The sequence below is a fragment of the Leclercia sp. UBA7405 genome (genome assembly GCF_037152215.1).
GTDB classification, from domain to species: domain Bacteria; phylum Pseudomonadota; class Gammaproteobacteria; order Enterobacterales; family Enterobacteriaceae; genus Enterobacter; species Enterobacter pneumoniae.
This window is the reverse complement of the sequence record NZ_JBBCMR010000006.1, coordinates 18,079-39,088: the sequence shown is the minus strand read 5'-3', so window position 1 is coordinate 39,088 and position 21,010 is coordinate 18,079. Positions and strand designations below refer to the sequence as shown.

Here is a 21,010-nt window from a genome sequence, read left to right as displayed (position 1 = left end):
TTATTTAAGGAAAACAGCATGAAGCTGTCGCAGCGCATTGTCGTCGTCGATGATGAACGTTCTGTCCGCAACGGTCTAACCAACCTGCTCCAGTCTGAAGGTTATCAGACAGCAGCTTTCGAGTCGGCGGAATCTCTTCTTTGTGATGAAGCAGCGATGGCAAATGCCGCGCTTTTTATCATTGATGTGCAATTGAAAGGCATGAATGGTTTTGAGCTTTTCATCAATCTTACCCGGCGTCTTGAGAAACCGCCGGGTATTATCATTTCTGGCAATGGCGATGAGGGGATGTTGCAGCAGGCCCTCGATCTGGGCGCCATTGCTTTCATGCCGAAACCTATCGAAATTGACACATTATTTGAATACATTCGTTATGAGTTCTCCTCAAAGGCCACCCCTTAATGAGCACGGATCCGGAAGTTTTGAATACGGTTGAAAATGATCAGATCGTTCTGTCAGAGGAGGTGAGCTTTAACCTTCTTGCGCAGGAAGGTAGCGTTGACTGGTTTTTCTGTCGACACGGCATAACGGGTGAAACCTTTGTACTGGCTACAGCCGGAAACGAAGCGTCGGTATTTCATGTCACCCGCATGCTGAAAAATGAATTTAGTCATCGCGCTAAATTAGCAGAAAATTGGTCTCTTCAGCCCCAAAAGTATGCGTTCTATCAGGGGCGTTATGCGCTGATTTATAAGCCTTTTAGTTACCGCACTCTGGCTGATAAGCTGTGTATGCCTCCCGGCACCCTACCTGAATTTTTCAACTGTGCAGCAAAACTTTGTGCGACCTTAAGCATGATGCACCAGTCTGGGCTGGTACATGGTGATATCAAGCCTGCAAATTTCTTTTTCACCGATGAGGGTGACGTCCGCCTGGGCGGTTTCGGGCTTTCGACCATTCATAACGATCTTCTTCAACAATCCAGCCTGCCGGTTTCAGGGGGGACACTGGCTTATATGTCCCCGGAGCATACTTCTCGCTCATCCCATCCTGTCGATCAAGTCAGCGATTTGTATAGCCTTGGCATTGTTCTCTATGAACTCTTGACCGGACGATTGCCCTACGGATGTGTGGAAGGAGGCCATGCGGAATGGGTTCACCACCATATTGCTTCCGAAGCTTTACCGCCACACATGATTCGCCCGGATGTGCCGCTTGTTTTATCGTCAGTTATTCTGCGGTTGTTAGCGAAATCGCCCGAGTACCGTTACCAGAGCGTCGAAGGCTTGCTGGCCGATCTTCGTCGTTGTGCTTCAACGCTGGGGCCCGATGGCATTATTGAACCCTTTGCGCTTGGGCTTCAGGATGCGCAACCATCCAATTTTTCACACGATATCCTTTATACAGAACATCCGCAGGCAAAGGACATCCTGTCAGCATTTGGTGAGGTTAGCAAAAGCGGTAAGCACAGTCTGGTTGCTATTAGCGGTTCGCCTGGGGCGGGTAAATCAGCGCTTATTGCCTCATCCTTTAAGCTACTTCGTAGCAAAAACGCGTTAATTACGGTCGTAAAAGCGGATCAACACTCGCCGGTTCTGCCGTACGCCGTGTTTACCGCAGCGTTCAGGACGCTGACGCTACACGTTCTGGGCCTTCCCGTAGAAGAGATGACGCGCTGGAAAACGCGTATTGCGAACCTGTTAGGCGACTATGCAGGACTGGCTGTGAATCTGGTGCCGGAGCTTGGCGTGTTGCTGAATCAAAGGGCGAGGGTGCAGACTGACTCTTACTTTATGGATGCTGGCAATCGACTCCATCTTGTGGCCTGCAGCCTGGTTAAAGCCTTTACGGCGCCGGGACGCCCGCTAGTGATTTTGATTGATGATGTCCACTGGGCCGATCAGGCGACGCTACTTCTCCTGCAAAATCTGCTCACGTTGAGTGAAGATATTCCGCTGCTACTCGTTATCACGCATCGGGACAGCGTTTCGCTGCCCTGTCCGACGATTGCCTCTAACCTGAATCGTCTTCGCGCCTGCGCTGCGCGTATTACGGATATCACCCCAGAACCGCTTTCAGTGAAAAATATTGCGGACTGGCTTGCCGGGCTATTTCACAGCCGTAATCAGGAAATGTCGGAACTGGCTGAGATTATTTATGCTAAAACCGATGGCAATCCGCTGGCGACCCATGAATTCTTCCGGCAGGCTGTTCAGGATGGCCTGATTACGCACAGTGCACCTTTTAAATGTACCTATGACTCCCACGCGCTCAAACACAGCCACTACACGGCAAATGTTGCCGCGAGTGTTTTAAACCATTTAACCTCTTTGCCCCTTCCTACCCGAATCCTGTTAGGAAAATTAGCGTCGCTTGGTAGTCGGGGTGATCTGGATATCGTGGGCAAAATAGTTAATGTCCCTGCTAACGACATTGAGCTAATGCTATTACCTGCGCTATCAGCCAGAATGCTGTCGCTTAATGGTACCGAATATGCCTTTATGCACGACAGCGTGCATGAGGCTGCGCTCAGTTTACTGAGCGATGAAGACCAGGATGACCTTCACCTGGCTGCGCTAAACTATTTCCTCCATGTCTCCAGCCTTGATGTGACAAATGCGTTACTTTTCAGGGCTGCGCATCATTTGCTCTCCGTGAAAAATCTGGCACGACTGGCGCACAATGCGCACGACATGTGTCAATTGATGCTGAGAGCGGCACGACGAGCGAAGACAAGCGGTGACTACCTTTCGGCGCTGCGATATCTGCAGGTTGCACGTCTACTCAAAAGCCATGCGAATTGTGACGAATGCGTAGAGTTCATGCTGGAAGAAGCGGAGTGCGAGCTTCTTAATGGGAATTTGTCCGCCGCACTTGAGTTAAGTACCCGAATTCAATCGTTACCTGGCAGCATTACGGATAAAGCTGAAGCGGCCTGTTTAATCGCTGAAATTCATATGCGACAGTCTGATAGTCATCTGGCGCTCGAAACCGCGCTAGCCTGGCTGGCCGTATTTGGTATACAGCTTAATCGCAACCCAGAACAGACTGAATGCGATGAAGCAAGGATCGTACTCAAAGATGACGTGGGTAAAAACCCTTATACCCGCTTCCGTTCGCTTCCTCTGGTGACCTGTAAGAATACCGCGGCAATCATGAATTTGCTGGGCAGCGCCAGCACGTTCGCGGCGTTTATCAATCCGCGTCTGCATTTCATGATCCTGTGTAAACTGCTCCATCTCACTATGGCTCAGGGATTGAGTGGGGCATCAACGCTGGCCTTGTCCTGGTATGGAGTGGTCTGTGGCGATCAGTATGATGAGTACAGCCGTGGTTTCGCCAGCACGCTACTGGCGCGAGAGTTAGTGTACAAGCATGACTTTGTCAGCTTTAAAGCGCGCACGTTACTGCCACTTGATCAGGTCAGCGTCTGGACGATGCCGCTCACCTATGCGATCGAGCGTGCTAAAGCGGCGTTTGACGTCGGTGTGGAAACGGGCGACCGGACATCCGCCTGCCTTGCCCTGCGACACATCGTCATGAACTATCTGGCCAGGGGAGATCATCTCGAGGGCGTCCATACCTCCATACAGCGTGGTATTCAGTTCGTGCGCAAAGCTCAGTATCGGGACGTTGAGGTGATCCTGAGTATGCAGCAGGATTATGTATTATTTCTGCGCAAATCCCGCGGGAGCTCCTTTTCCGGCGATAATTTTCAGCCTCCGGCCATAGAGATGATTAACCCGGGAAAAATGATAGAGCCGATGTATCTGATGCAGTTCTGGACGCGGCTTTATAAAGGAATGGCTCATTTCTTTGCTAATGAATATTCTGCAGCCGAACAATGGTTCCGTGACGCTGAGCCCTTTACCCGGCTTATCCCCGGGCACGTGCATATGCTAGATTTTCATCTCTATAGTGCGCTTTCCCTCTCGGTGCCCCTTGACGCCGGCGCAATGAACGACGCACTGCGTCAGCAACTTAACCTGCATCTCGACCGGATAGTCACCTGGTCAAGCGAAAACACGAAAACCTTCTCAGATAAGGAAGCCCTGTTGCGTGCAGAGTTGCTTCGTCTGGAGGGCGAAATGGCACAAGCTTCGGAGTACTTTGAGAAAGCCATCATGCTTTCGCGTGAAGGTCAGTTCCATCACATTAACGGACTTGCGTGTGAGCTTGCTGCGCGAATGGCGACCGCCAGAAATATGCCCTTTGCTGCGGAGGGATACAGTAAAGGGGCCATTGCGGCATGGGATCGCTGGGGAGCCGGAGCCAAAGTACATCAACTTGAGACACTCTACCCGGCGCTGGCAAGCCACCACTCCCAGACAGCATTGAGCACTGTCTCCTTTGAACAGAGCGCAGTCATCAGCGATTTGCAAAGTATGGTGACGGTCATGCGCGCCCTGACTGAAGAGATAAACCTGGATCGTCTCATTCATATACTGATGATGATGTTGGTCGAGCGGGCGGGTGCACAGCACTGCATGTTAATTCGTATTGTTGATGGCAACATTCCTGAGATTCAGGCCAGGGCATCGACAACGGTTGATGGTATAAAAGTGAAAATCGTTCGCGAAACGCCTTCGGCCTCCGATCTTCCGCTTTCCGTGTTATCCGCAGTCATCAGAACCGGGCAAGAAATTCGTACCGGCAAACCCGAGGAATTTAGTCCATTTAGTCAGGATAACTATCTGGTTGCATCCGGTGCGGCGGTGATGTGTGTGCCCATGTACAGACAGGCACAGATGGTCGGCGTGCTGTATCTGGAAAACAGGCTCATGCCGGATGTCTTCACTGCCGAACATTCGAGGATCGTTTCGATGCTAGGCGCCCAGGCTGCGGTCTCACTGGATACCGCTCGTCTGTATGCCGAGCTAGTAGATGAAAACAACCAGCGGAGAAAAATTGAAAAGCAGCTTCGGGCCAGTCAAACTTCACTCATTCTGGGTGAGAAAATCAGCCATACCGGCACCTGGCACTGGCATGTCGAGCCAGATATCCAGTATATCACCGACGAATATAAACGCATTATGGGACTCCCGGCAGAGCAAAGCACAACTTCGATGGCTGAGTTCCAGAGTCGCGTACACCCGGATGATCTCCCCTCTTTACGAACGTTAATCAATACTAGCGTGAGCCAGGGGGCAGTCATGCAGGCCGAATTTCGAATTATTCGCGATGATGGTGAATGTCGTTATATTAAAGGAATCGGCGAACCGAATGAGAACTGGCCAGAGGTAGCGGAATACTTCGGCACGCTTACCGACATAACCGCACAGCGTCAGGCTGAAGATGCCGTCAGGATCGCGCAGGTGGAACTTGCGCGCGTCGCCCGTGCAACGACAGTAGGGCAACTGACCTCTTCAATCGCCCATGAAATTAATCAACCATTGATGTCGATAGTAGCGAATGCCGGCGCAAGTCAACGCTGGTTGAAACGCGATCCCGTCCATCTCGAACATGTTGTAAATAGTCTCGATGAGATCATCCGGGAAGGACAGCGGGCTGGCGAAATTATACGTGGTCTGCAGGCTCTGACGCGCAACCAGGCATCAGAACTCGCCTCTGCGAGTCTACATTTGATCACAAAGGACATTATAAATTTATCGCGTCTGGAGCTTGAGCGTCGGGCGGTTGCCCTTGAACTCGATCTCGCAGCGAATGGTGATGCGATAATGTGCCAAAGTGTGCAAATCCAGCAAGTCTTACTCAACCTGGTCATTAATGCGATTGAGGCAATGGGGGAGATTACTGGCCCGAGAACCTTAAAAATTTCATCGTATAACCCGTCACAGGATCGAATAAGAATAGAGGTCGCTGATACCGGAACGGGGCTTTCTGAAGAGGTGATAGATAAAATCTTCGACTCCTTCTATACCACCAAGCCTGAAGGTATGGGCATGGGCCTGACCATCAGCCATGCCATTATTAAACGACATGGCGGCATACTGAGTGCGGAGAATCGCCCGGAAGAGGGAAGTCTGTTTTGGTTTACGCTTCCATTGATTTCGTCGTCTTTCTAAAAGACTGAATACTCCCGCATTATGTGCGGGAGAAAGATCAACTGCACTGGCGGAAAGGACGTTTATCGTCTGGCCAGTCAGTTAATTTTCGTGAAGAATGCCCAGTTTTTCCGCCGCCCTGATAAGTTCCGGCACTGACTTAGCCATCATTTTGTCGAGCACCCGCCGCTTATGCACCTTAGCCGTGATTTCACTGATCTCCATTTCTGCAGCGATCTGCTTATTCAACAATCCACGAATAATGAGCTGCATGAGCTCCTTTTCTCGAGGGGTCAATGTGGCATAACGCGCAGTGAGAATCTGCTTTTCTTGTGACTGGAGGGCACTTTTTTCTGACAGTAACAGGGCATCAGCGACGCTGTTCATCAGTTCATCCGGGAGAACAGGCTTGGTGAGGAACTCGAAAGCACCTGCTTTCATCGCTTTCACCGAGACCGGAATCGTCCCATGGCCCGTCAGAAAAATGGTTGGAATCGAATAACCACGCTCATTTATGGCTGATGTCACCTCAAATCCGTCGAGGCCTGGCATGTTTAAGTCAACGATGAGGCAGCTGGGCGAACGATAGTTCGATAAGTTCAGAAACTCTGATGGCGAGGTGAACGCCTCTATCAGATAGCCTTCTGAGCGAAGGAGGTTTTTCAGCGCAGCAATGACGGATTCATCGTCATCCACGATGTAAACTATTTTATCCATATTGACTCATTTCGACTCTTACGAGTTCTGTTTATACAGGCACCTAAATATACCCGTTAAAATATTTTTTTGAAATAAAGTTTCATATGAAGTTTAAAAATAAATGGACGCTGCGACCTTTATATTTGCAGGTTTTCTGGGGTTCGAGGAACAATGGTTTAATAATTAACCACCTATGATATGCAGTTAACGCACTGTCTATGGGGTTAATGGTTTTTTACAGTGTAATAACGCACAGTGAGTGTGTATATACCATAATAATATTTTGCCTTATAAAGACGTTAGGTTAAATCTGAATCAGGTTTTTTCTACTGGATCAGTTTGTGGATATAAGGATAAATATCTACTGTGAGAACTTTTGTAACTAAAAAATGATGTTATCACTACCAACGCCGATGATATTTAATATGGATTGACCCCGGTTGTAAGAAAATTTCAATTATATATTAGTATAACTATCCCGAAGTATAACTATCCCTTTGTATACTACAGAGTTATTCCGTTTTGTTCGATAATTTCGGCATGCAAACCCGGCCATGTGCAATGCACATTACCGGCTAACAAATAAATACATACCGGAAATCGTTATGACCTACACGACCTCTGATCAAATGACAGAGATTGAAAACAATTCAATCAGGTCAAGCGTTATCAAAGAGATCCTGCCATGGATCGAAGAAAATCTTTTTGATGATGCTATCCAGGTAAAGGCGGTTAGCCACCGTAGTGGTTATAGTCGCTGGCATTTCCAGAGGGTTTTTCGCGAGCAGACGGGATATAACCTTGCCACGTACATTCGGGTAAGACGCGTTGCAAGAGCGGCGTATTCAGTTGCCTTTACGGACAAAGAGTTAAAAGATGTTGCCTGCGAGAACGGTTTCACGAGTCAACAAAACTTCTGTCGTATATTCAAAAAATATTTTGAAAAAACCCCATCACGCTTTCGCAAAGAGTGCTCAGGAAAAACAGATGTCTTTAATCAAATGTCTGAAAAAGTATCCAGCCAATACCGGGGTGTTTTTTTCTGAAAGGGAAAACGACGAGCAGTTTTAAAAAATCACTACGCTTTTCGCCTGAAAATAAGGCGAATGGTTGAGTATGAGTTCATATCGTTAAAGTGCAGGAAGAGACTCATTATTAAAGCCGAACGCTAATCGCCTTCTCTGCATGAGCGTTGGAAGTGCCATCTAAAAGGTTAAGAAATGAAATTATGTCAGACAATTTTAGCTACCCCGCTCATCCTGTTAACGGGAACCGTATTAGCAGCAGAAATTTATAATAAGGATGGCAACAACCTCGACTTGTACGGTCTTGTTTCAGGGTTGCATTACATCAGTGATGATAAGAGTCAGGATGGCGATCAGTCCTATATGCGTATTGGCTTCAAGGGCCAGACACAGATCTCAGACAGGCTGACAGGCTATGGCCAGTGGCAAAGTCAATTCAATGCCAACCAGCCCGAAAGCGAAGGGAACGCTATGTTTACTCGTCTGGCTTTCGCGGGCATTAAGGCAGGCAGTTTTGGCTCCATAGACTATGGGCGAAATGTCGGGATTCTTTACGATGCACTGAGCCAGACAGATATGCAGCCCGAGTTTGATGCCCAAACCTACAACACCGACCAGTTTATGTTCCGAAGAGGGAATGGTCTGGTGACCTACCGAAACACGGACTTTTTCGGCCTGATCGATGATCTGAACGTTGCCTTGCAGTATCAAGGCAAAAATGACGGGGGTGGAGAGCCTGGCGCTCGTGATGTCTTACGTCAGAATGGTGACGGTTATGGCATGTCTATTTCTTATGACTTCGGTAATGGTATGAAGGCTGTTGGTGCGTTTACAAACTCCGACAGGACAAATGAGCAAAATGAGGCTCCGGGTATTATGGGTCACGGAAATAAAGCGGAAGCTTATTCTGGCTCCCTTAAATACGATGCAAATAATGTCTATTTCGGGGTGATGTTTACTCAGGCTTATAACTCATCCCGCTTCGGTACCAGAGCTCACTCTGAGACTTATGGCTTTGCAAATGAATCACATATTTTTGAAGTCTTTGCGCAGTACACCTTCGATTCCGGATGGGTTCCATTTATTGCATACAACCAGTTACGCGCCAAAGATCTTGGACGCGCTGGAAATGGTGAAATCTATGGCAAGCAGGATTTAGTTAAGTTTGTTGATTTTGGTACTTCTTACAACTTTAACCGCAATATGCTGGCCTATGTGGATTACAAAATTAACCTGGTTGATAAAAACACCTTTACCGAGGCGGCAGGCGTATCGACCGATGACGTTGTGGCATTCGGGCTTGTTTATCAGTTCTGATAATTAATTCGACATCTTACCTGAGGTTCAAAGTGCAAGAAGATCTCAAATTTGTAGTCATTGTCGGCAGCCTGCGCCGAGGCTCTTTTAATGCGGCGATTGCTGACACGCTGCCGGAGCTTGTTTCTGAAAAAGTTATCGTTGAGCGAATGGCATCTCTCGATACGTTTCCTCACTACAGCGCTGATATCGAAGAGGAAGGAATACCTCAAGCGGTGGCAGGCATGGCGGATGCGATTATTTCTGCAGACGGGGTGATCATTATTACACCCGAGTATAACCATTCTATGCCCGGCGTCCTGAAAAACGCCCTCGACTGGCTGTCGCGTGTCGCTCCGCAGCCGCTTGCTAACAAGCCTGTACTGGTTCAATCGTCTTCAGTAGGCAAGCTCGGTGGTGTGCGGGCACAAGCGCATCTTCGGCAGGTGCTGGGTTATTTTGATGTCAGGTTACTCAATAAGCCAGAAGCCATCATCGGCGAGATAAGTGAAAAGGTGACAAACGGTATTTTGACCGATGAATCGACCCGACAGTTTCTCATCCGACAACTCGTCGCTTTTGAGAAATTCGTCAGAGCGGCGCCGTAAACCAGCGCTAACACGAAGCAGCCGAATCAATGTGAAGGTTAAACCATGTTGCAGACCGCATACTCTCCTGGCGCGGGATCTCGCTTTATTCCCGCCGGGAGTACGGCTCGCTTACCTCGACTGATAATCAAAGCAGATGATAAGCAGGTAATGCTGCAGCTGCATGTTCCTCTTCAAAAAGGGGAGGGTGGAAAGCAGGTCGTGCTCAATAATACATTTTCTGCTCAGTTGGGTGTTCGTAGCGAGAAAATGTTTGCCGTGATCCAGGAGATGATCGTCTGGATTGAAAATCATCTTTGCTCTCCCTTGAGCGTAAAGGAAATATCACGCAAAAGTGGGTACTCGGTATGGCATCTGCAACGTACATTTAGTCAGTTAACGGGGTTTAGCGTTTACGAGTTCGTACGAACGCGAAGAGTGATTAACGTTATATTTGCATTGATTTACGGGAATAAGCCTCTGCTGGATATCGCTCTGGAGAATGGGTTTAACTGTCAGGTATCATTGACGCGCACAATTAAAGAATTTACCGGTTATACGCCGGGTTATATCAGACGAAATTTTATAATGAATGAAATTTGGCTGATGGAAAATCTTGAGCGACTGATCTCCAGAAAGTGATTTATTAATAGGTGCTTTATTTTGTCGCAATGCGTTAAGCCTGGCGATGAAGTGCCCGCTGTATGAACGGAACAATATAAGTTTCTTCTACAGGAATATACACCCAATTAATGGGTGAAGATTGAATTATTATAATTTAGGGGATAGTTGTGAACTTAAAAATTAAAGCCGTAGCAGTACTGCTTACGGCTCAGATGAGTGCAGCCTTCGCAGGAACGCTGGAGAATACACCCTCACCAACAAAAGGCGTAGACGCCTTCCTACAGGTGCTGAATAGTGCAGGTGGAAAACCTATTGAGCAGCTGTCAGTGCCGGAAGCGCGAAACGTGCTTATTGGCGCGCAGAAGGGCGCAAAATTACCGCCTGCCTCGGTATCTGAAAAAGTCATTACGGTGCTGGGTAAACCTCTTACATTAACCGTAGTCAAGCCTGAGCATCAGAGCGGTACCTTGCCTGTTTTTATGTTTTTCCATGGCGGGGGCTGGGTACTGGGGGATTATCAGACGCATGAACGTCTGGTTCGCGATCTGGTAAACGAATCTGGAGCAGCCGCTGTATTCGTAAATTACACGCCGTCTCCGGAAGCCCATTTCCCGGTCGCCATCACTCAGGCCTATGAAGCCACCAGGTGGGTTGCTGAGCACGGCGCTGAAATTGGCGTTGATGGTACGCGCTTAGGTTTGGTGGGTAACAGCGTCGGGGGAAATATGGTTGCCTCTGTCGCGTTACAGGCTAAGCGTAATCATACCCCCGCTCTGCGCTATAACGTGATGCTGTGGCCGGTAACGGATGCGCACTTTTCTAATGCGTCTTACGATCAATTTGCGGAAAATCATTTCCTTACTAAAAAAATGATGAAGTGGTTCTGGGATAACTACACCACCTCTGAACAGGATCGTGACAATATTCTGGCTTCTCCATTGCGAGCCAGCACTGCTCAGTTGAAGGGATTGCCTCCTACGCTGATTCAGACTGCAGAACTGGACGTGCTTCGCGACGAAGGGGAGGCGTTTGGCCGTAAACTGGATGCCGCTGGCGTGCCTGTTACCGTCACTCGATATAATGGGATGATCCATGATTATGGTCTTCTGAACGCCTTGAGCCAGGAGCCTACCGTACGAACCGCTTTACAGCAGGCCTCGACTGAACTGAAAACACACCTGCAATAACCGCCCTGAATATTACCTTCCACTGATGTACTTGTAGCACTTGATGCCCGCGGCGCGCGGGCTTTTTTGCCGTGTTCGGGTGACTTTTCATCCAGATGTTGTTTTGTTCAACAGCCTGTTCTTCTTATTGAGGGGCTCAAATGTTCGGTCAGGACGTGTTGGCTTCAGATTGGCGGGATAAATTTTTGCCACAAAAAAGCCCGCAGGGCTTGCGCCGTGCGGGCTCTTAGGACTTCATCGGATGACTCTGGTAATCACCGATGGAGAATTTTGGTGGAGCTGGCGGGAGTTGAACCCGCGTCCGAAATTTCTACATCCTCGGTACTACATGCTTAGTTTGTCTTTACATTCGCACGCCAGCTGCGGACAGACACGCCACTAACGAACTAGCCTGATTAGTTTTAGCACTTCAACCCCAGGCAGGGCATCCGCGCGATCTCTTTTGGGTTTGACCTCTCTTGATCCCCGTCTTAAGAGCGGAAGCTAGGGAGAGAGGGCTCAGAGCAGGTTATTAAGCTGCTAAAGCGTAGTTTTCGTCGTTTGCGACTATTTTTTTGCGGCTTTTTACGAGGCAAACCGCCCCTCGGCATGCACCTTGGGTTTCGCAAATCCCGTCGAATCCAGAATCAGCCCCAATAGTGTTGAACGCAGTATACCAGATTTGTCGTCCGGGATACCAGCCCATAACCTAACTTATTGAATTGACCAATAAGTGCGCAGGATTTATCGGCCTGCGTTTTTCATGATACGTGCTTTGTCGACCTGCCACTCGCGCTCTTTCACATCAGAGCGTTTGTCGTGCTGTTTCTTACCTTTCGCCACGCCAATTTTGACTTTGCACCAGGCGTTTTTCCAGTACAGCGACAGGGCAACCACGGTATAGCCTTCGCGATTGATGCGCCCGTAAAGGGACTCCAGTTCGCGCATGTTCAGCAGCAGCTTACGGGTGCGGGTCGGGTCGCAAACATAATGCGTCGAGGCGACCGTCAGCGGCGTAAAGTTGGCGCCGAACAGAAACGCTTCGCCGTCTTTAAGAATGACATAGCTATCGCCGATGTTAGCTTTACCGGCGCGCAACGATTTTACTTCCCAGCCCTGCAGCGCAAGGCCGGCTTCGAATTCTTCTTCAATGAAGTATTCATGGCGGGCACGCTTATTGAGCGCAATGGTTGCCGAGCCGGGTTTATGTACTTTTTTCTTCGTCATAAGTGTCGTGAAGCCATAAGTAATCTGATGTCAAAAGTCACCTCATTGCGTCCTGTGAGGCCTAACGCGCTATCTTAGCACGAGATGAGGCTTAGCGTTTTTTTAACAAGCGATAAATGTTATTATTTAGTGGTTGTGTGATCATGGAAAACGCTATGCCTCAGATTAGTCGTACTGCGCTTGTTCCGTTTAGTGCGGAACAAATGTATCAGTTAGTGAACGATGTGGATGCTTATCCAGAGTTCCTTCCGGGATGTACCGGAAGCCGGGTGCTGGAATCTGGCCCGACGCAAATGACCGCCGCGGTTGATGTCTCGAAAGCGGGCATTAGCAAGACGTTCACGACCCGTAATACGTTGACCAACAATCAGAGTATTTTGATGCAGCTGGTGGATGGCCCCTTCAAGAAGTTGATGGGCGGCTGGAAATTTACTCCGCTTAGCGCTGATGCCTGTCGTATCGAGTTTCATCTCGACTTTGAATTCACCAATAAGCTGATTGAGCTGGCGTTTGGTCGCATCTTCAAAGAGCTGGCGGCGAACATGGTGCAGGCGTTTACCTCGCGCGCAAAAGAGGTTTACAGTGCCAGCTAAAATCGCTGTGGAGGTGGCCTACGCGCTGCCGGAAAAACAGTATCTCCAGCGCGTTTACCTGGAAGAGGGGGCGACGGTGGAAGAGGCTATCCGCTGCTCCGGTATTCTGGAACTGCGCAGCGACATCGATTTAGCGAAGAACAAAGTCGGTATCTACAGCCGTCCGGTCAAACTGGGCGATACGCTACACGATGGCGACCGGGTGGAGATTTACCGCCCGCTGATTGCCGACCCGAAAGAGCTGCGACGCCAGCGCGCTGAAAAATCTGCTAAATAAGGTCGTCATGCCATAAAAAAAGGTGCTCACTGAGCACCTTTTTTGCATTCCAGACAGCCTTACTCTTTGGTGAGTGCAGGCTTGTTATCGATATTGGTCAGCACACCGCTGCTGTTAAAGGTCAGCGTCAGCGTTTGCTGGGTCACGCTCTCGTGGCCAGGCTGCTGACGGAAGACGTAGAACCAGGTCTGGGTGCCGAACGGATCGGACATCATCGGCGTACCCAGGGCATAAGCAACCTGCTGCTGCGTCATACCAACACGAATTTTAGACACATCATTGGGTGCCAGGTAGTTCCCCTGGTTGATGTCTGGGCGATAAACCACACGTTCCAGGGTGGAGCAGCCAGCGGTCAACATCAGGAGAACCGCTGCGGCAGCGGTCAGCGTTTTACAGCGCATAGTGATTTGATTCCTTTTCGGGCCCGAGCAATACGCGACGGCTCATATGTAATATGCCGATGATAATAGACCTTTCACCACTTTAAAACCTTTGGTGCCAGGTCTGGCGGCGTTTTTATTGTTCTGTATGACTCTGAGATCCCGAAAAAGTTTAGGCAGCCAGCAGTTCTTTCGCGTTCGCGAGCGTATTACGTGTTACCTCGCTACCGCCCAGAAGGCGCGCCAGCTCTTGCAGGCGGGCACGTTTGTCCAGCGGCTGCATATGCGTTTCGGTCATTTCACCATCGGTCTCTTTACTGACGTAGAAATGGTGATGTCCGCATCCTGCAACCTGAGGCAGGTGGGTCACGCACATGACCTGGGTAGATTCTCCGAGTTGGCGAAGCAGCTTGCCGACCACGGCTGCCGTCGGGCCGCTGATGCCCACATCCACTTCATCAAAGATAAGCGCCGGGGTTTCCATCTTCTGCGCGGTAATGACCTGGATTGCCAGCGCAATACGCGACAGTTCACCCCCCGATGCCACTTTAGAAATGGCCTGCAGCGGCTGCCCCGGGTTGGTAGTCACACGGAACTCGATGCGGTCTGCCCCCTCTGCGGTGAGATGGTTGGCTTCGAACTTCACCTCGATGGTGAAGATACCGTGCGGCATTGAGAGGGCGTGCATACTCTCGGTAATATGCTGGCTCAGCTCCTGGGCATAGCGCTGGCGAACCTCATGCAGCTGCTGCGCCGTCTCCAGCGCCTGCTGGTGATGAACGCTTACCGCCAGGGAGAGCGTCTCCTGGGAATCGGCCTGATCGTCAAGGAGCTGCTGCTCATCAAGAAGTGACTGGTGGTAAACCGGTAACTCTTCCGGCGCCACGTGATGTTTACGGGCCAGAGAAATCTGGCGCGAAATACGCTGCTCAAGTTCAAACAGACGATTCGGGTCGAGATCCAGCCGATCGCAATAATGGCGCAGTTCATCTCCCGCTTCGGAGAGCTGAATGGCGGCCTCTTCCAGCATATCCAGCACGCCAGAGAGTTTGCTGTCCATTCCCGTCAGCTCGGTTACCAACTGACGTACCGTATAGAGCTGGCTTTGCAGGTTAACATCTTCGCCATCGGCGAGCAGACTCAATGCCTGCTGGCTGACCGAGAGCAACTGTCCGCTGTTGGCCAGACGTTTGTACTCTTCGTCGATTTGCTCGAATTCGCCCGCCTGCGGGTTAAATTCATTCAGCTCTTTCAGCTGATAGGCCAGCAGCTCAGCACGGGCTGCGCGCTCCTGGCTCTGTTGTTGATGGTGGGCCAGCTCGCGGCAGCTATGGTGCCACTGGCGATAGTGCTCAGCCATCAGCTGAGTGAGTGCATACTCACCAGCATAACCATCAAGCAGCGATTTTTGATGTTCAGGCTTCACAAGCTGTTGATGCGCATGCTGACCGTGGATCTGAATCAGTAGCTGACCCAGCTCGCGCAGCTGCGACAGGGGAACGGCTGTGCCGTTGATAAAACCACGGGAACGTCCGTCGCTGCTGATGACGCGGCGGAGTAAGCACTCACGGCCATCTTCGAGCTGGTTCTCTTCAAGCCAGCGCTGGGCGGCAGGGGTATCTTTGAGCGCGAAGCGGGCGCAGAGGTCGGCACGGCTCGCGCCTGCGCGCACCATGTCGCCTTCAGCACGACCGCCCAGGCACAAGCCGAGCGCATCAATGGCAATAGATTTACCGGCACCGGTTTCACCGGTGATGGCGGTCATGCCACTGTGAAAATCGATTTCGAGTTCACGAACGATGGCGAAGTTGCTGATGGTCAGTTGTGCCAGCATAAACGTTTTCCTGTATGAAAAACCATGACTGTTTTTTCATACAGTATAAACTGGTTTTTTATACAGTAAAGTGCTGGATGCAAAATCAGAACAATTTTTTCGACCAGCCGAGCTTAGAGCTTAATGTATTGAAATAGCTGTAATCTTTAGGGTGAATCAGATTGAGGTGGTAATCGCAGCGGCGGATTAACACATCTTCGCCTTCCTGAATCGGCAGCGCGATCTGGCTGTCACAACTGATCTCCAGGTCGCTGCGGCGGTGCGAGAAGCGCAGTCGAATAGTACTGCTGCTGTTAATCACCAGCGGGCGTGCCGAGAGGGTGTGCGGGAACATGGGGACCAGCGTAATGGCGTCCAGAGAGGGGGTCAGAATCGGGCCGCCTGCAGAGAGCGAATAGGCCGTTGACCCGGTCGGGGTTGAAATAATCAGGCCGTCGGAACGCTGCGAAAAGGCGAAGGTTTCATCGATATAGACTTCGAATTCGATCATGTGGGCAACTTTACCCGGGTGCAGTACCACTTCGTTAATGGCGGTACTGATGCGTTTCTGGCAATCCTGTGCGCAGACCTGCGCCTCCAGTAAAAAACGCTTTTCGCTGATGTAATGGCCTTCCAGCACATCGGCCAGTTGCTGCTGAGCATTGTCGGGATCGAGGTCTGTTAAAAAGCCCAGATTGCCGCGGTTAATACCAATCACTTTGATGTCGTAGCGCGCCAGCGTACGCGCTGCGCCCAGCATATTACCATCACCCCCAACCACTACCGCGAGGTCGGCCTGCTGACCAATTTCTGCCAGCGTGCCCGTTTTCACCTTGGTCAGCTGTAGCTCCTGGGCGATTTGCTGTTCTACCATCACCTCATAGCCCTTGGCGCACAGCCAGCGATACAACATTTCATGTGTCGTCAGCGCGGTGGGGTGACGTGGATGACCAACAATCCCAATACACTTGAAATGATTATTCATTTTCTGGAGGTCCTTGTGCGAATGAATGATGACAATGTGGCTTGTTCCCTTGAATCCCGGAAACTGATCCCCATAATAAGCGAAGTTAGCGAGTTGAATGCAGAAAAACGCGGAGAAATTCATGAGTAGTAAAGAACAGAAAACGCCTGAGGGGCAAGCCCCGGAAGAAATTATCATGGAACAGCACGAGGAAGTTGAGGCGGTTGAGCCGGACGCTTCTGCTGAGCAGGTGGATCCGCGCGATGAAAAAATTGCGAATCTGGAAGCTCAGTTAGCTGAAGCCCAGGGCCGTGAGCGCGACAGCGTCCTGCGCGTGAAGGCGGAGATGGACAACCTGCGCCGCCGTACCGAGCTGGACGTCGAAAAGGCGCATAAATTCGCGCTGGAGAAGTTCGTCAACGAACTGCTGCCGGTGATCGATAGCCTGGATCGCGCGCTGGAAGTGGCTGATAAAGCAAATCCGGACAACGCGGCGATGATCGAAGGTATCGAACTGACGCTGAAATCCATGCTCGATGTGGTACGTAAGTTCGGCGTGGAAGTCGTGGCCGATACCAACGTGGCGCTGGATCCGAACGTCCATCAGGCAATCGCGATGGTGGAGTCGGAAGAGGTTGCCGCAGGTAACGTGCTGGCGGTCATGCAGAAGGGTTATACCCTGAACGGCCGTACCATTCGCGCTGCGATGGTGACCGTGGCGAAAGCGAAAGCTTAATGGGTACCTGCAGGCCGGGTAGCCACTTCGCTTACCCGGCCTGTAACATCATGACTCTGCCACGCTCTCCCGCAGCGGTTTCACCGGCAACACCTTCACCTGTTTGATCATATTGTCCTGCACATCCAGGATATCAATATCGTATTGTCCGATACGCACCCGCGTACCTGCCGCCGGGATCTCTTCCAGCGCTTCCAGAATCATGCCGTTGATCGTCCGCGCTTCGTCCTCTGGCAGATGCCAGTTAAAGGCTTTATTCAGCTCGCGCACGCTGGCGCTGCCGTCTATCAGTACAGAGCCATCATTCTGCGGGGTCACCTCTTCAGCAAGAGACGGCGACATGGAGGTAGTAAAATCGCCGACGATCTCTTCAAGAATATCCTCGACCGTGACCAGCCCCTGAATGTCGCCGTATTCATCTACCACCAGACCGACTTTTTTCTTATTGCGCTGGAATTTGACCAACTGCGTACTAAGCGGCGTGCCTTCCGGAATGTAGTAGATCTCGTCTGCGGCGCGCAGCATGACCTCTTTGGTAAACTCATTTTTCTCAGTCATCAGGCGATACGCTTCACGCACGCGCAGCATGCTGATGGTATCGTCCAGTGAATCGCGATAGAGCACGATGCGACCGTGCGGGGAGTGGGTGAGCTGGCGAACAATGGCTTTCCAGTCGTCGTTGATATCGATGCCGACGATCTCGTTACGTGGCACCATGATGTCGTCGACGCTGATTTTTTCCAGGTCCAGCACCGACAGCAGCATATCCTGATTACGGCGCGAGATTTGCGAGCGGGATTCGTTAACGATAGTGCGCAACTCATCCTTGCTCAGCGCGCTGCTGATCGTGACATCGGCTTTAATACCCACCATCCGCATCAGCAGGCGCGTCACCATATTCAGCAACCACACCAGCGGCATCATCAGAATAAGCAGCGGCGCCAGCAGGAAGCTGCTGGGGTAGGCGACCTTCTCTGGATAAAGTGCAGCGACAGTTTTGGGCAGGACTTCGGCAAACACCAGCACCACAAAGGTGAGCACCCCGGTGGCGATGGCGACGCCTGCATTACCATACAGGCGCATCCCGACAATGGTGCCAAGCGCAGAGGCAAGAATATTGACCAGGTTATTGCCGATCAGCACCAGGCTAATCAGGCGGTCAGGCTTACGCAGTAGCTTTTCTACGCGGCGGGCGGCGCGGTTACCTTGTTTGGCGCGATGACGTAACCGGTAACGGTTCAGGGTCATCATGCCGGTTTCCGAGCCGGAGAAATAGGCGGAAATAACCACCATGATGATCAGCGTAACGATCAGCGCGGTGGTGGAGATGTGTTCCAGGGGGAACTCCTTGGTTGCTAACTAACAAATTGCTGTATAACGCGGCTACCGAAGTAGGCCAGCGTCAGGATGCCAGCGCCCGCTACGTTGAACCAGACCACGCGGCGGCCACGCCAGCCCTGATGATAATGGCCCCATAACAGGACAATATAGACAAACCACGCCACGATAGAGAGGACGGCTTTGTCGATATTCTCAGTGCTGAACAGATTGTTCATGTAAAACAGGCCGGTACAGAGCGTGAGTGTTAGCAGGACGACGCCAACCTGAGTGATGTGAAACATTTTACGCTCAATCACCATCAGCGGCGGCATTTCATGACTAAAGGCCAGCTTTTTGTTCTTGAGCTGATAATCGATCCATGCCAGCTGCATGGCATACAGCGCAGCAATAATCAGCGTGGCATAGGAGAAGAGCGACAGACCGATATGCACCATCATCCCGGGCGTCGTCTCCAGATGGGTGATGTATTCGTTCGGGACGAAGGTGGCAAAGGCGAGGTTGATCAGCGCAAACGCGTACACTATAGGCAGCAACAGCCAGCCGCGGTTCTTGGAGGCGACGACAGTCATCACCGTACAGATCATCAAGCTAACCAGCGAACCGACGTTCAACACGCTCAGATTTTGCACGCTGCCGTCGCCAGGAATGATGCGCGACTCCAGTGCAAAGGCGTGACTCACCAGCGCTATCACCGCCGACAAAATAGCCATGCGCCGCCAGCCGCTGTTTTTTTGCAGCAGGCCAGGAATAATCAGCGCAAGGCTGATGGAGTAGGCAACAAGGGCGATCAGTGCGAAAACAGGCATATAGGTGTCGACAGTTGTCTTAATAAGAAAGAGAAGCAGTATAACGTTACGTGACGCCTGCTCCAACCGTTGCATAACAACAAAGCCGCCTTCATGTTATACTCCGGCAAAATTCTGTGTATGTGTCGCATGAGCGACCCAACGTTTCTACCCCAGGCGAGAGACAATGTTTGATAATTTAACCGATCGTTTGTCGCGCACGCTGCGCAACATCAGCGGCCGCGGACGCCTTACCGAAGAGAATATTAAAGAGACGCTGCGCGAAGTCCGCATGGCGCTGCTCGAAGCCGACGTGGCGCTGCCGGTCGTGCGTGAATTCATCAACCGTGTGAAAGAGAAAGCGGTTGGCCATGAAGTTAACAAGAGCCTGACCCCAGGGCAGGAGTTCGTCAAAATCGTTCGTAATGAACTGGTTTCGGCGATGGGCGAAGAGAACCAGGTGCTGAACCTGGCGGCTCAGCCACCTGCGGTCGTGCTGATGGCGGGCCTGCAGGGTGCAGGTAAAACCACCAGCGTTGGTAAGCTGGGTAAATTCTTGCGCGAGAAGCACAAGAAGAAAGTGCTGGTTGTTTCTGCGGACGTCTATCGCCCGGCGGCGATCAAGCAGCTCGAAACCCTGGCCGAGCAGGTTGGCGTGGATTTCTTCCCGTCCGACGTTGCCCAGAAGCCAGTCGACATCGTTAACGCGGCGCTGAAAGAAGCGAAGCTGAAATTCTACGACGTGCTGCTGGTGGATACCGCCGGTCGTCTGCACGTTGACGAAGCGATGATGGACGAGATCAAGCAGGTGCATGCCTCTATCAATCCGGTAGAGACCCTGTTTGTTGTTGACGCCATGACCGGTCAGGATGCGGCCAATACCGCCAAAGCGTTTAACGAAGCGCTGCCGTTAACCGGCGTGGTACTGACCAAAGTGGACGGTGACGCCCGCGGTGGTGCGGCGCTCTCTATTCGTCATATCACCGGTAAGCCGATTAAGTTCCTCGGCGTGGGTGAGAAAACCGAAGCGCTGGAGCCGTTCCATCCGGATCGTATCGCCTCGCGTATCCTCGGCATGGGCGATGTCCTGTCCCTGATCGAAGATATCGAAAGCAAAGTTGACCGCGCTCAGGCTGAGAAGCTGGCGAATAAACTGAAGAAAGGCGATGGCTTCGACCTGACCGACTTCCTTGAGCAGCTGCGCCAGATGAAAAACATGGGCGGCATGGCAAGCCTGATGGGCAAACTGCCGGGCATGGGCCAGATCCCGGACAACGTTAAATCGCAGATGGATGACAAGGTGCTGGTACGTATGGAGGCGATTATCAATTCGATGACGCTGAAAGAACGTGCGAAGCCAGAAATCATCAAAGGTTCGCGTAAACGTCGTATCGCAGCCGGCTGCGGTATGCAGGTGCAGGACGTAAACCGTCTTCTGAAACAGTTCGACGACATGCAGCGCATGATGAAGAAGATGAAGAAGGGCGGTATGGCGAAGATGATGCGCGGGATGAAGGGGATGATGCCCCCAGGATTCCCAGGCCGCTAAAAC

Annotated in this window: 18 protein-coding genes and 1 other RNA gene; 11 read left to right on the top strand and 8 right to left on the bottom strand. The window is 51.1% G+C overall.

All coding sequences use genetic code 11. The features are described 5' to 3' along the window. Positions 1-18: 18 nt before the first annotated feature. Positions 19-402, top strand: a complete 384-nt coding sequence (locus tag WFN75_RS20255) for a response regulator (RefSeq protein WP_040074370.1) — start codon at positions 19-21, stop codon at positions 400-402. Continuing rightward, positions 402-5,966 carry an AAA family ATPase gene (locus WFN75_RS20250; protein ID WP_336996720.1) on the top strand — a complete coding sequence of 1,855 codons (5,565 nt, stop codon included), beginning with the start codon at positions 402-404 and terminating at the stop codon, positions 5,964-5,966. The genes WFN75_RS20255 and WFN75_RS20250 overlap by 1 nt, the downstream gene beginning before the upstream one ends. Positions 5,967-6,047: 81 nt before the next feature. Here WFN75_RS20250 and WFN75_RS20245 read toward each other — a convergent pair whose 3' ends face one another. Continuing rightward, positions 6,048-6,662, bottom strand: a complete 615-nt coding sequence (locus tag WFN75_RS20245) for a response regulator transcription factor (RefSeq protein WP_336996719.1) — start codon at positions 6,660-6,662, stop codon at positions 6,048-6,050. A 587-nt stretch (positions 6,663-7,249) separates the two neighbouring features. On the opposite strand from WFN75_RS20245, the gene WFN75_RS20240 reads away from it, so the two are divergent. The 5 genes from WFN75_RS20240 to WFN75_RS20220 all read left to right on the top strand — a co-directional run bounded on the left by WFN75_RS20240 (position 7,250) and on the right by WFN75_RS20220 (position 11,363). Further along, complete coding sequence (locus WFN75_RS20240) at positions 7,250-7,690, top strand: helix-turn-helix domain-containing protein (RefSeq protein ID WP_336996718.1); 441 nt, start codon at positions 7,250-7,252, stop codon at positions 7,688-7,690. 174 nt (positions 7,691-7,864) lie between these two features. Continuing rightward, entirely contained in the window at positions 7,865-8,986 is a 1,122-nt protein-coding gene (gene ompC, locus WFN75_RS20235; protein ID WP_336996717.1) for a porin OmpC, read from the top strand. A 32-nt stretch (positions 8,987-9,018) separates the two neighbouring features. Further along, the gene (locus WFN75_RS20230) at positions 9,019-9,573 is read left to right on the top strand and encodes an NADPH-dependent FMN reductase (RefSeq protein ID WP_336996716.1); all 555 of its coding nucleotides are present in this window, start codon (positions 9,019-9,021) and stop codon (positions 9,571-9,573) included. 45 nt (positions 9,574-9,618) lie between these two features. Continuing rightward, the gene (locus WFN75_RS20225) at positions 9,619-10,194 is read left to right on the top strand and encodes a helix-turn-helix domain-containing protein (RefSeq protein WP_336996715.1); all 576 of its coding nucleotides are present in this window, start codon (positions 9,619-9,621) and stop codon (positions 10,192-10,194) included. Between the two features lie 194 nt (positions 10,195-10,388). Next, positions 10,389-11,363: an alpha/beta hydrolase gene (locus WFN75_RS20220; protein ID WP_442913316.1), complete on the top strand. Its 975-nt coding sequence runs from the start codon at positions 10,389-10,391 to the stop codon at positions 11,361-11,363. Between the two features lie 271 nt (positions 11,364-11,634). Here the strand turns inward: WFN75_RS20220 and ssrA are convergent. Further along, positions 11,635-11,997, bottom strand: a transfer-messenger RNA (tmRNA) gene (gene ssrA / locus WFN75_RS20215). An 89-nt stretch (positions 11,998-12,086) separates the two neighbouring features. Then, positions 12,087-12,569, bottom strand: a complete 483-nt coding sequence (gene smpB / locus WFN75_RS20210) for an SsrA-binding protein SmpB (RefSeq protein WP_040074375.1) — start codon at positions 12,567-12,569, stop codon at positions 12,087-12,089. A gap of 155 nt (positions 12,570-12,724) precedes the next feature. Between smpB and WFN75_RS20205 the strand changes: the two genes are divergently transcribed. Beyond that, entirely contained in the window at positions 12,725-13,162 is a 438-nt protein-coding gene (locus WFN75_RS20205) for a type II toxin-antitoxin system RatA family toxin (protein ID WP_040074376.1), read from the top strand. Beyond that, positions 13,152-13,439, top strand: a complete 288-nt coding sequence (locus WFN75_RS20200; protein WP_263617105.1) for an RnfH family protein — start codon at positions 13,152-13,154, stop codon at positions 13,437-13,439. Before WFN75_RS20205 ends, WFN75_RS20200 begins: the two co-directional genes overlap by 11 nt. Positions 13,440-13,498: 59 nt before the next feature. Here WFN75_RS20200 and bamE read toward each other — a convergent pair whose 3' ends face one another. From bamE to nadK, 3 genes are all read right to left on the bottom strand, one after another. Further along, a complete protein-coding gene (gene bamE, locus WFN75_RS20195) occupies positions 13,499-13,840 on the bottom strand; it encodes an outer membrane protein assembly factor BamE (protein ID WP_040074379.1) in 342 nt (113 codons plus the stop codon). Between the two features lie 151 nt (positions 13,841-13,991). Next, positions 13,992-15,653, bottom strand: a complete 1,662-nt coding sequence (recN, locus tag WFN75_RS20190; RefSeq protein WP_286808203.1) for a DNA repair protein RecN — start codon at positions 15,651-15,653, stop codon at positions 13,992-13,994. Between the two features lie 85 nt (positions 15,654-15,738). Next, on the bottom strand, positions 15,739-16,617 hold the full coding sequence (nadK, locus tag WFN75_RS20185; protein WP_040078426.1) for an NAD(+) kinase: 879 nt from the start codon (positions 16,615-16,617) through the stop codon (positions 15,739-15,741). A 121-nt stretch (positions 16,618-16,738) separates the two neighbouring features. Between nadK and grpE the strand changes: the two genes are divergently transcribed. Beyond that, complete coding sequence (grpE, locus tag WFN75_RS20180) at positions 16,739-17,332, top strand: nucleotide exchange factor GrpE (RefSeq protein ID WP_040074383.1); 594 nt, start codon at positions 16,739-16,741, stop codon at positions 17,330-17,332. A gap of 48 nt (positions 17,333-17,380) precedes the next feature. Here grpE and WFN75_RS20175 read toward each other — a convergent pair whose 3' ends face one another. Next, positions 17,381-18,670: an HlyC/CorC family transporter gene (locus tag WFN75_RS20175; protein ID WP_207293863.1), complete on the bottom strand. Its 1,290-nt coding sequence runs from the start codon at positions 18,668-18,670 to the stop codon at positions 17,381-17,383. 17 nt (positions 18,671-18,687) lie between these two features. Next, positions 18,688-19,479, bottom strand: a complete 792-nt coding sequence (locus tag WFN75_RS20170) for a cytochrome C assembly family protein (protein WP_046886254.1) — start codon at positions 19,477-19,479, stop codon at positions 18,688-18,690. A 166-nt stretch (positions 19,480-19,645) separates the two neighbouring features. On the opposite strand from WFN75_RS20170, the gene ffh reads away from it, so the two are divergent. Further along, positions 19,646-21,007 carry a signal recognition particle protein gene (gene ffh, locus WFN75_RS20165; RefSeq protein ID WP_046886243.1) on the top strand — a complete coding sequence of 454 codons (1,362 nt, stop codon included), beginning with the start codon at positions 19,646-19,648 and terminating at the stop codon, positions 21,005-21,007. Positions 21,008-21,010: the final 3 nt, after the last annotated feature.

Bases quoted from the DNA above. Each gene is read 5' to 3' on its own strand.
- ffh (WP_046886243.1), top strand. From the start codon at position 19,646: ATGTTTGATAATTTAACCGATCGTTTGTCGCGCACGCTGCGCAACATC.
- WFN75_RS20240 (WP_336996718.1), top strand. From the start codon at position 7,250: ATGACCTACACGACCTCTGATCAAATGACAGAGATTGAAAACAATTCA.
- recN (WP_286808203.1), bottom strand. From the start codon at position 15,653: ATGCTGGCACAACTGACCATCAGCAACTTCGCCATCGTTCGTGAACTC.
- smpB (WP_040074375.1), bottom strand. From the start codon at position 12,569: ATGACGAAGAAAAAAGTACATAAACCCGGCTCGGCAACCATTGCGCTC.
- WFN75_RS20245 (WP_336996719.1), bottom strand. From the start codon at position 6,662: ATGGATAAAATAGTTTACATCGTGGATGACGATGAATCCGTCATTGCT.
- nadK (WP_040078426.1), bottom strand. From the start codon at position 16,617: ATGAATAATCATTTCAAGTGTATTGGGATTGTTGGTCATCCACGTCAC.
- bamE (WP_040074379.1), bottom strand. From the start codon at position 13,840: ATGCGCTGTAAAACGCTGACCGCTGCCGCAGCGGTTCTCCTGATGTTG.
- ompC (WP_336996717.1), top strand. From the start codon at position 7,865: ATGAAATTATGTCAGACAATTTTAGCTACCCCGCTCATCCTGTTAACG.
- WFN75_RS20225 (WP_336996715.1), top strand. From the start codon at position 9,619: ATGTTGCAGACCGCATACTCTCCTGGCGCGGGATCTCGCTTTATTCCC.
- WFN75_RS20220 (WP_442913316.1), top strand. From the start codon at position 10,389: ATGAGTGCAGCCTTCGCAGGAACGCTGGAGAATACACCCTCACCAACA.
- grpE (WP_040074383.1), top strand. From the start codon at position 16,739: ATGAGTAGTAAAGAACAGAAAACGCCTGAGGGGCAAGCCCCGGAAGAA.
- WFN75_RS20255 (WP_040074370.1), top strand. From the start codon at position 19: ATGAAGCTGTCGCAGCGCATTGTCGTCGTCGATGATGAACGTTCTGTC.
- WFN75_RS20170 (WP_046886254.1), bottom strand. From the start codon at position 19,479: ATGCCTGTTTTCGCACTGATCGCCCTTGTTGCCTACTCCATCAGCCTT.
- WFN75_RS20250 (WP_336996720.1), top strand. From the start codon at position 402: ATGAGCACGGATCCGGAAGTTTTGAATACGGTTGAAAATGATCAGATC.
- WFN75_RS20205 (WP_040074376.1), top strand. From the start codon at position 12,725: ATGCCTCAGATTAGTCGTACTGCGCTTGTTCCGTTTAGTGCGGAACAA.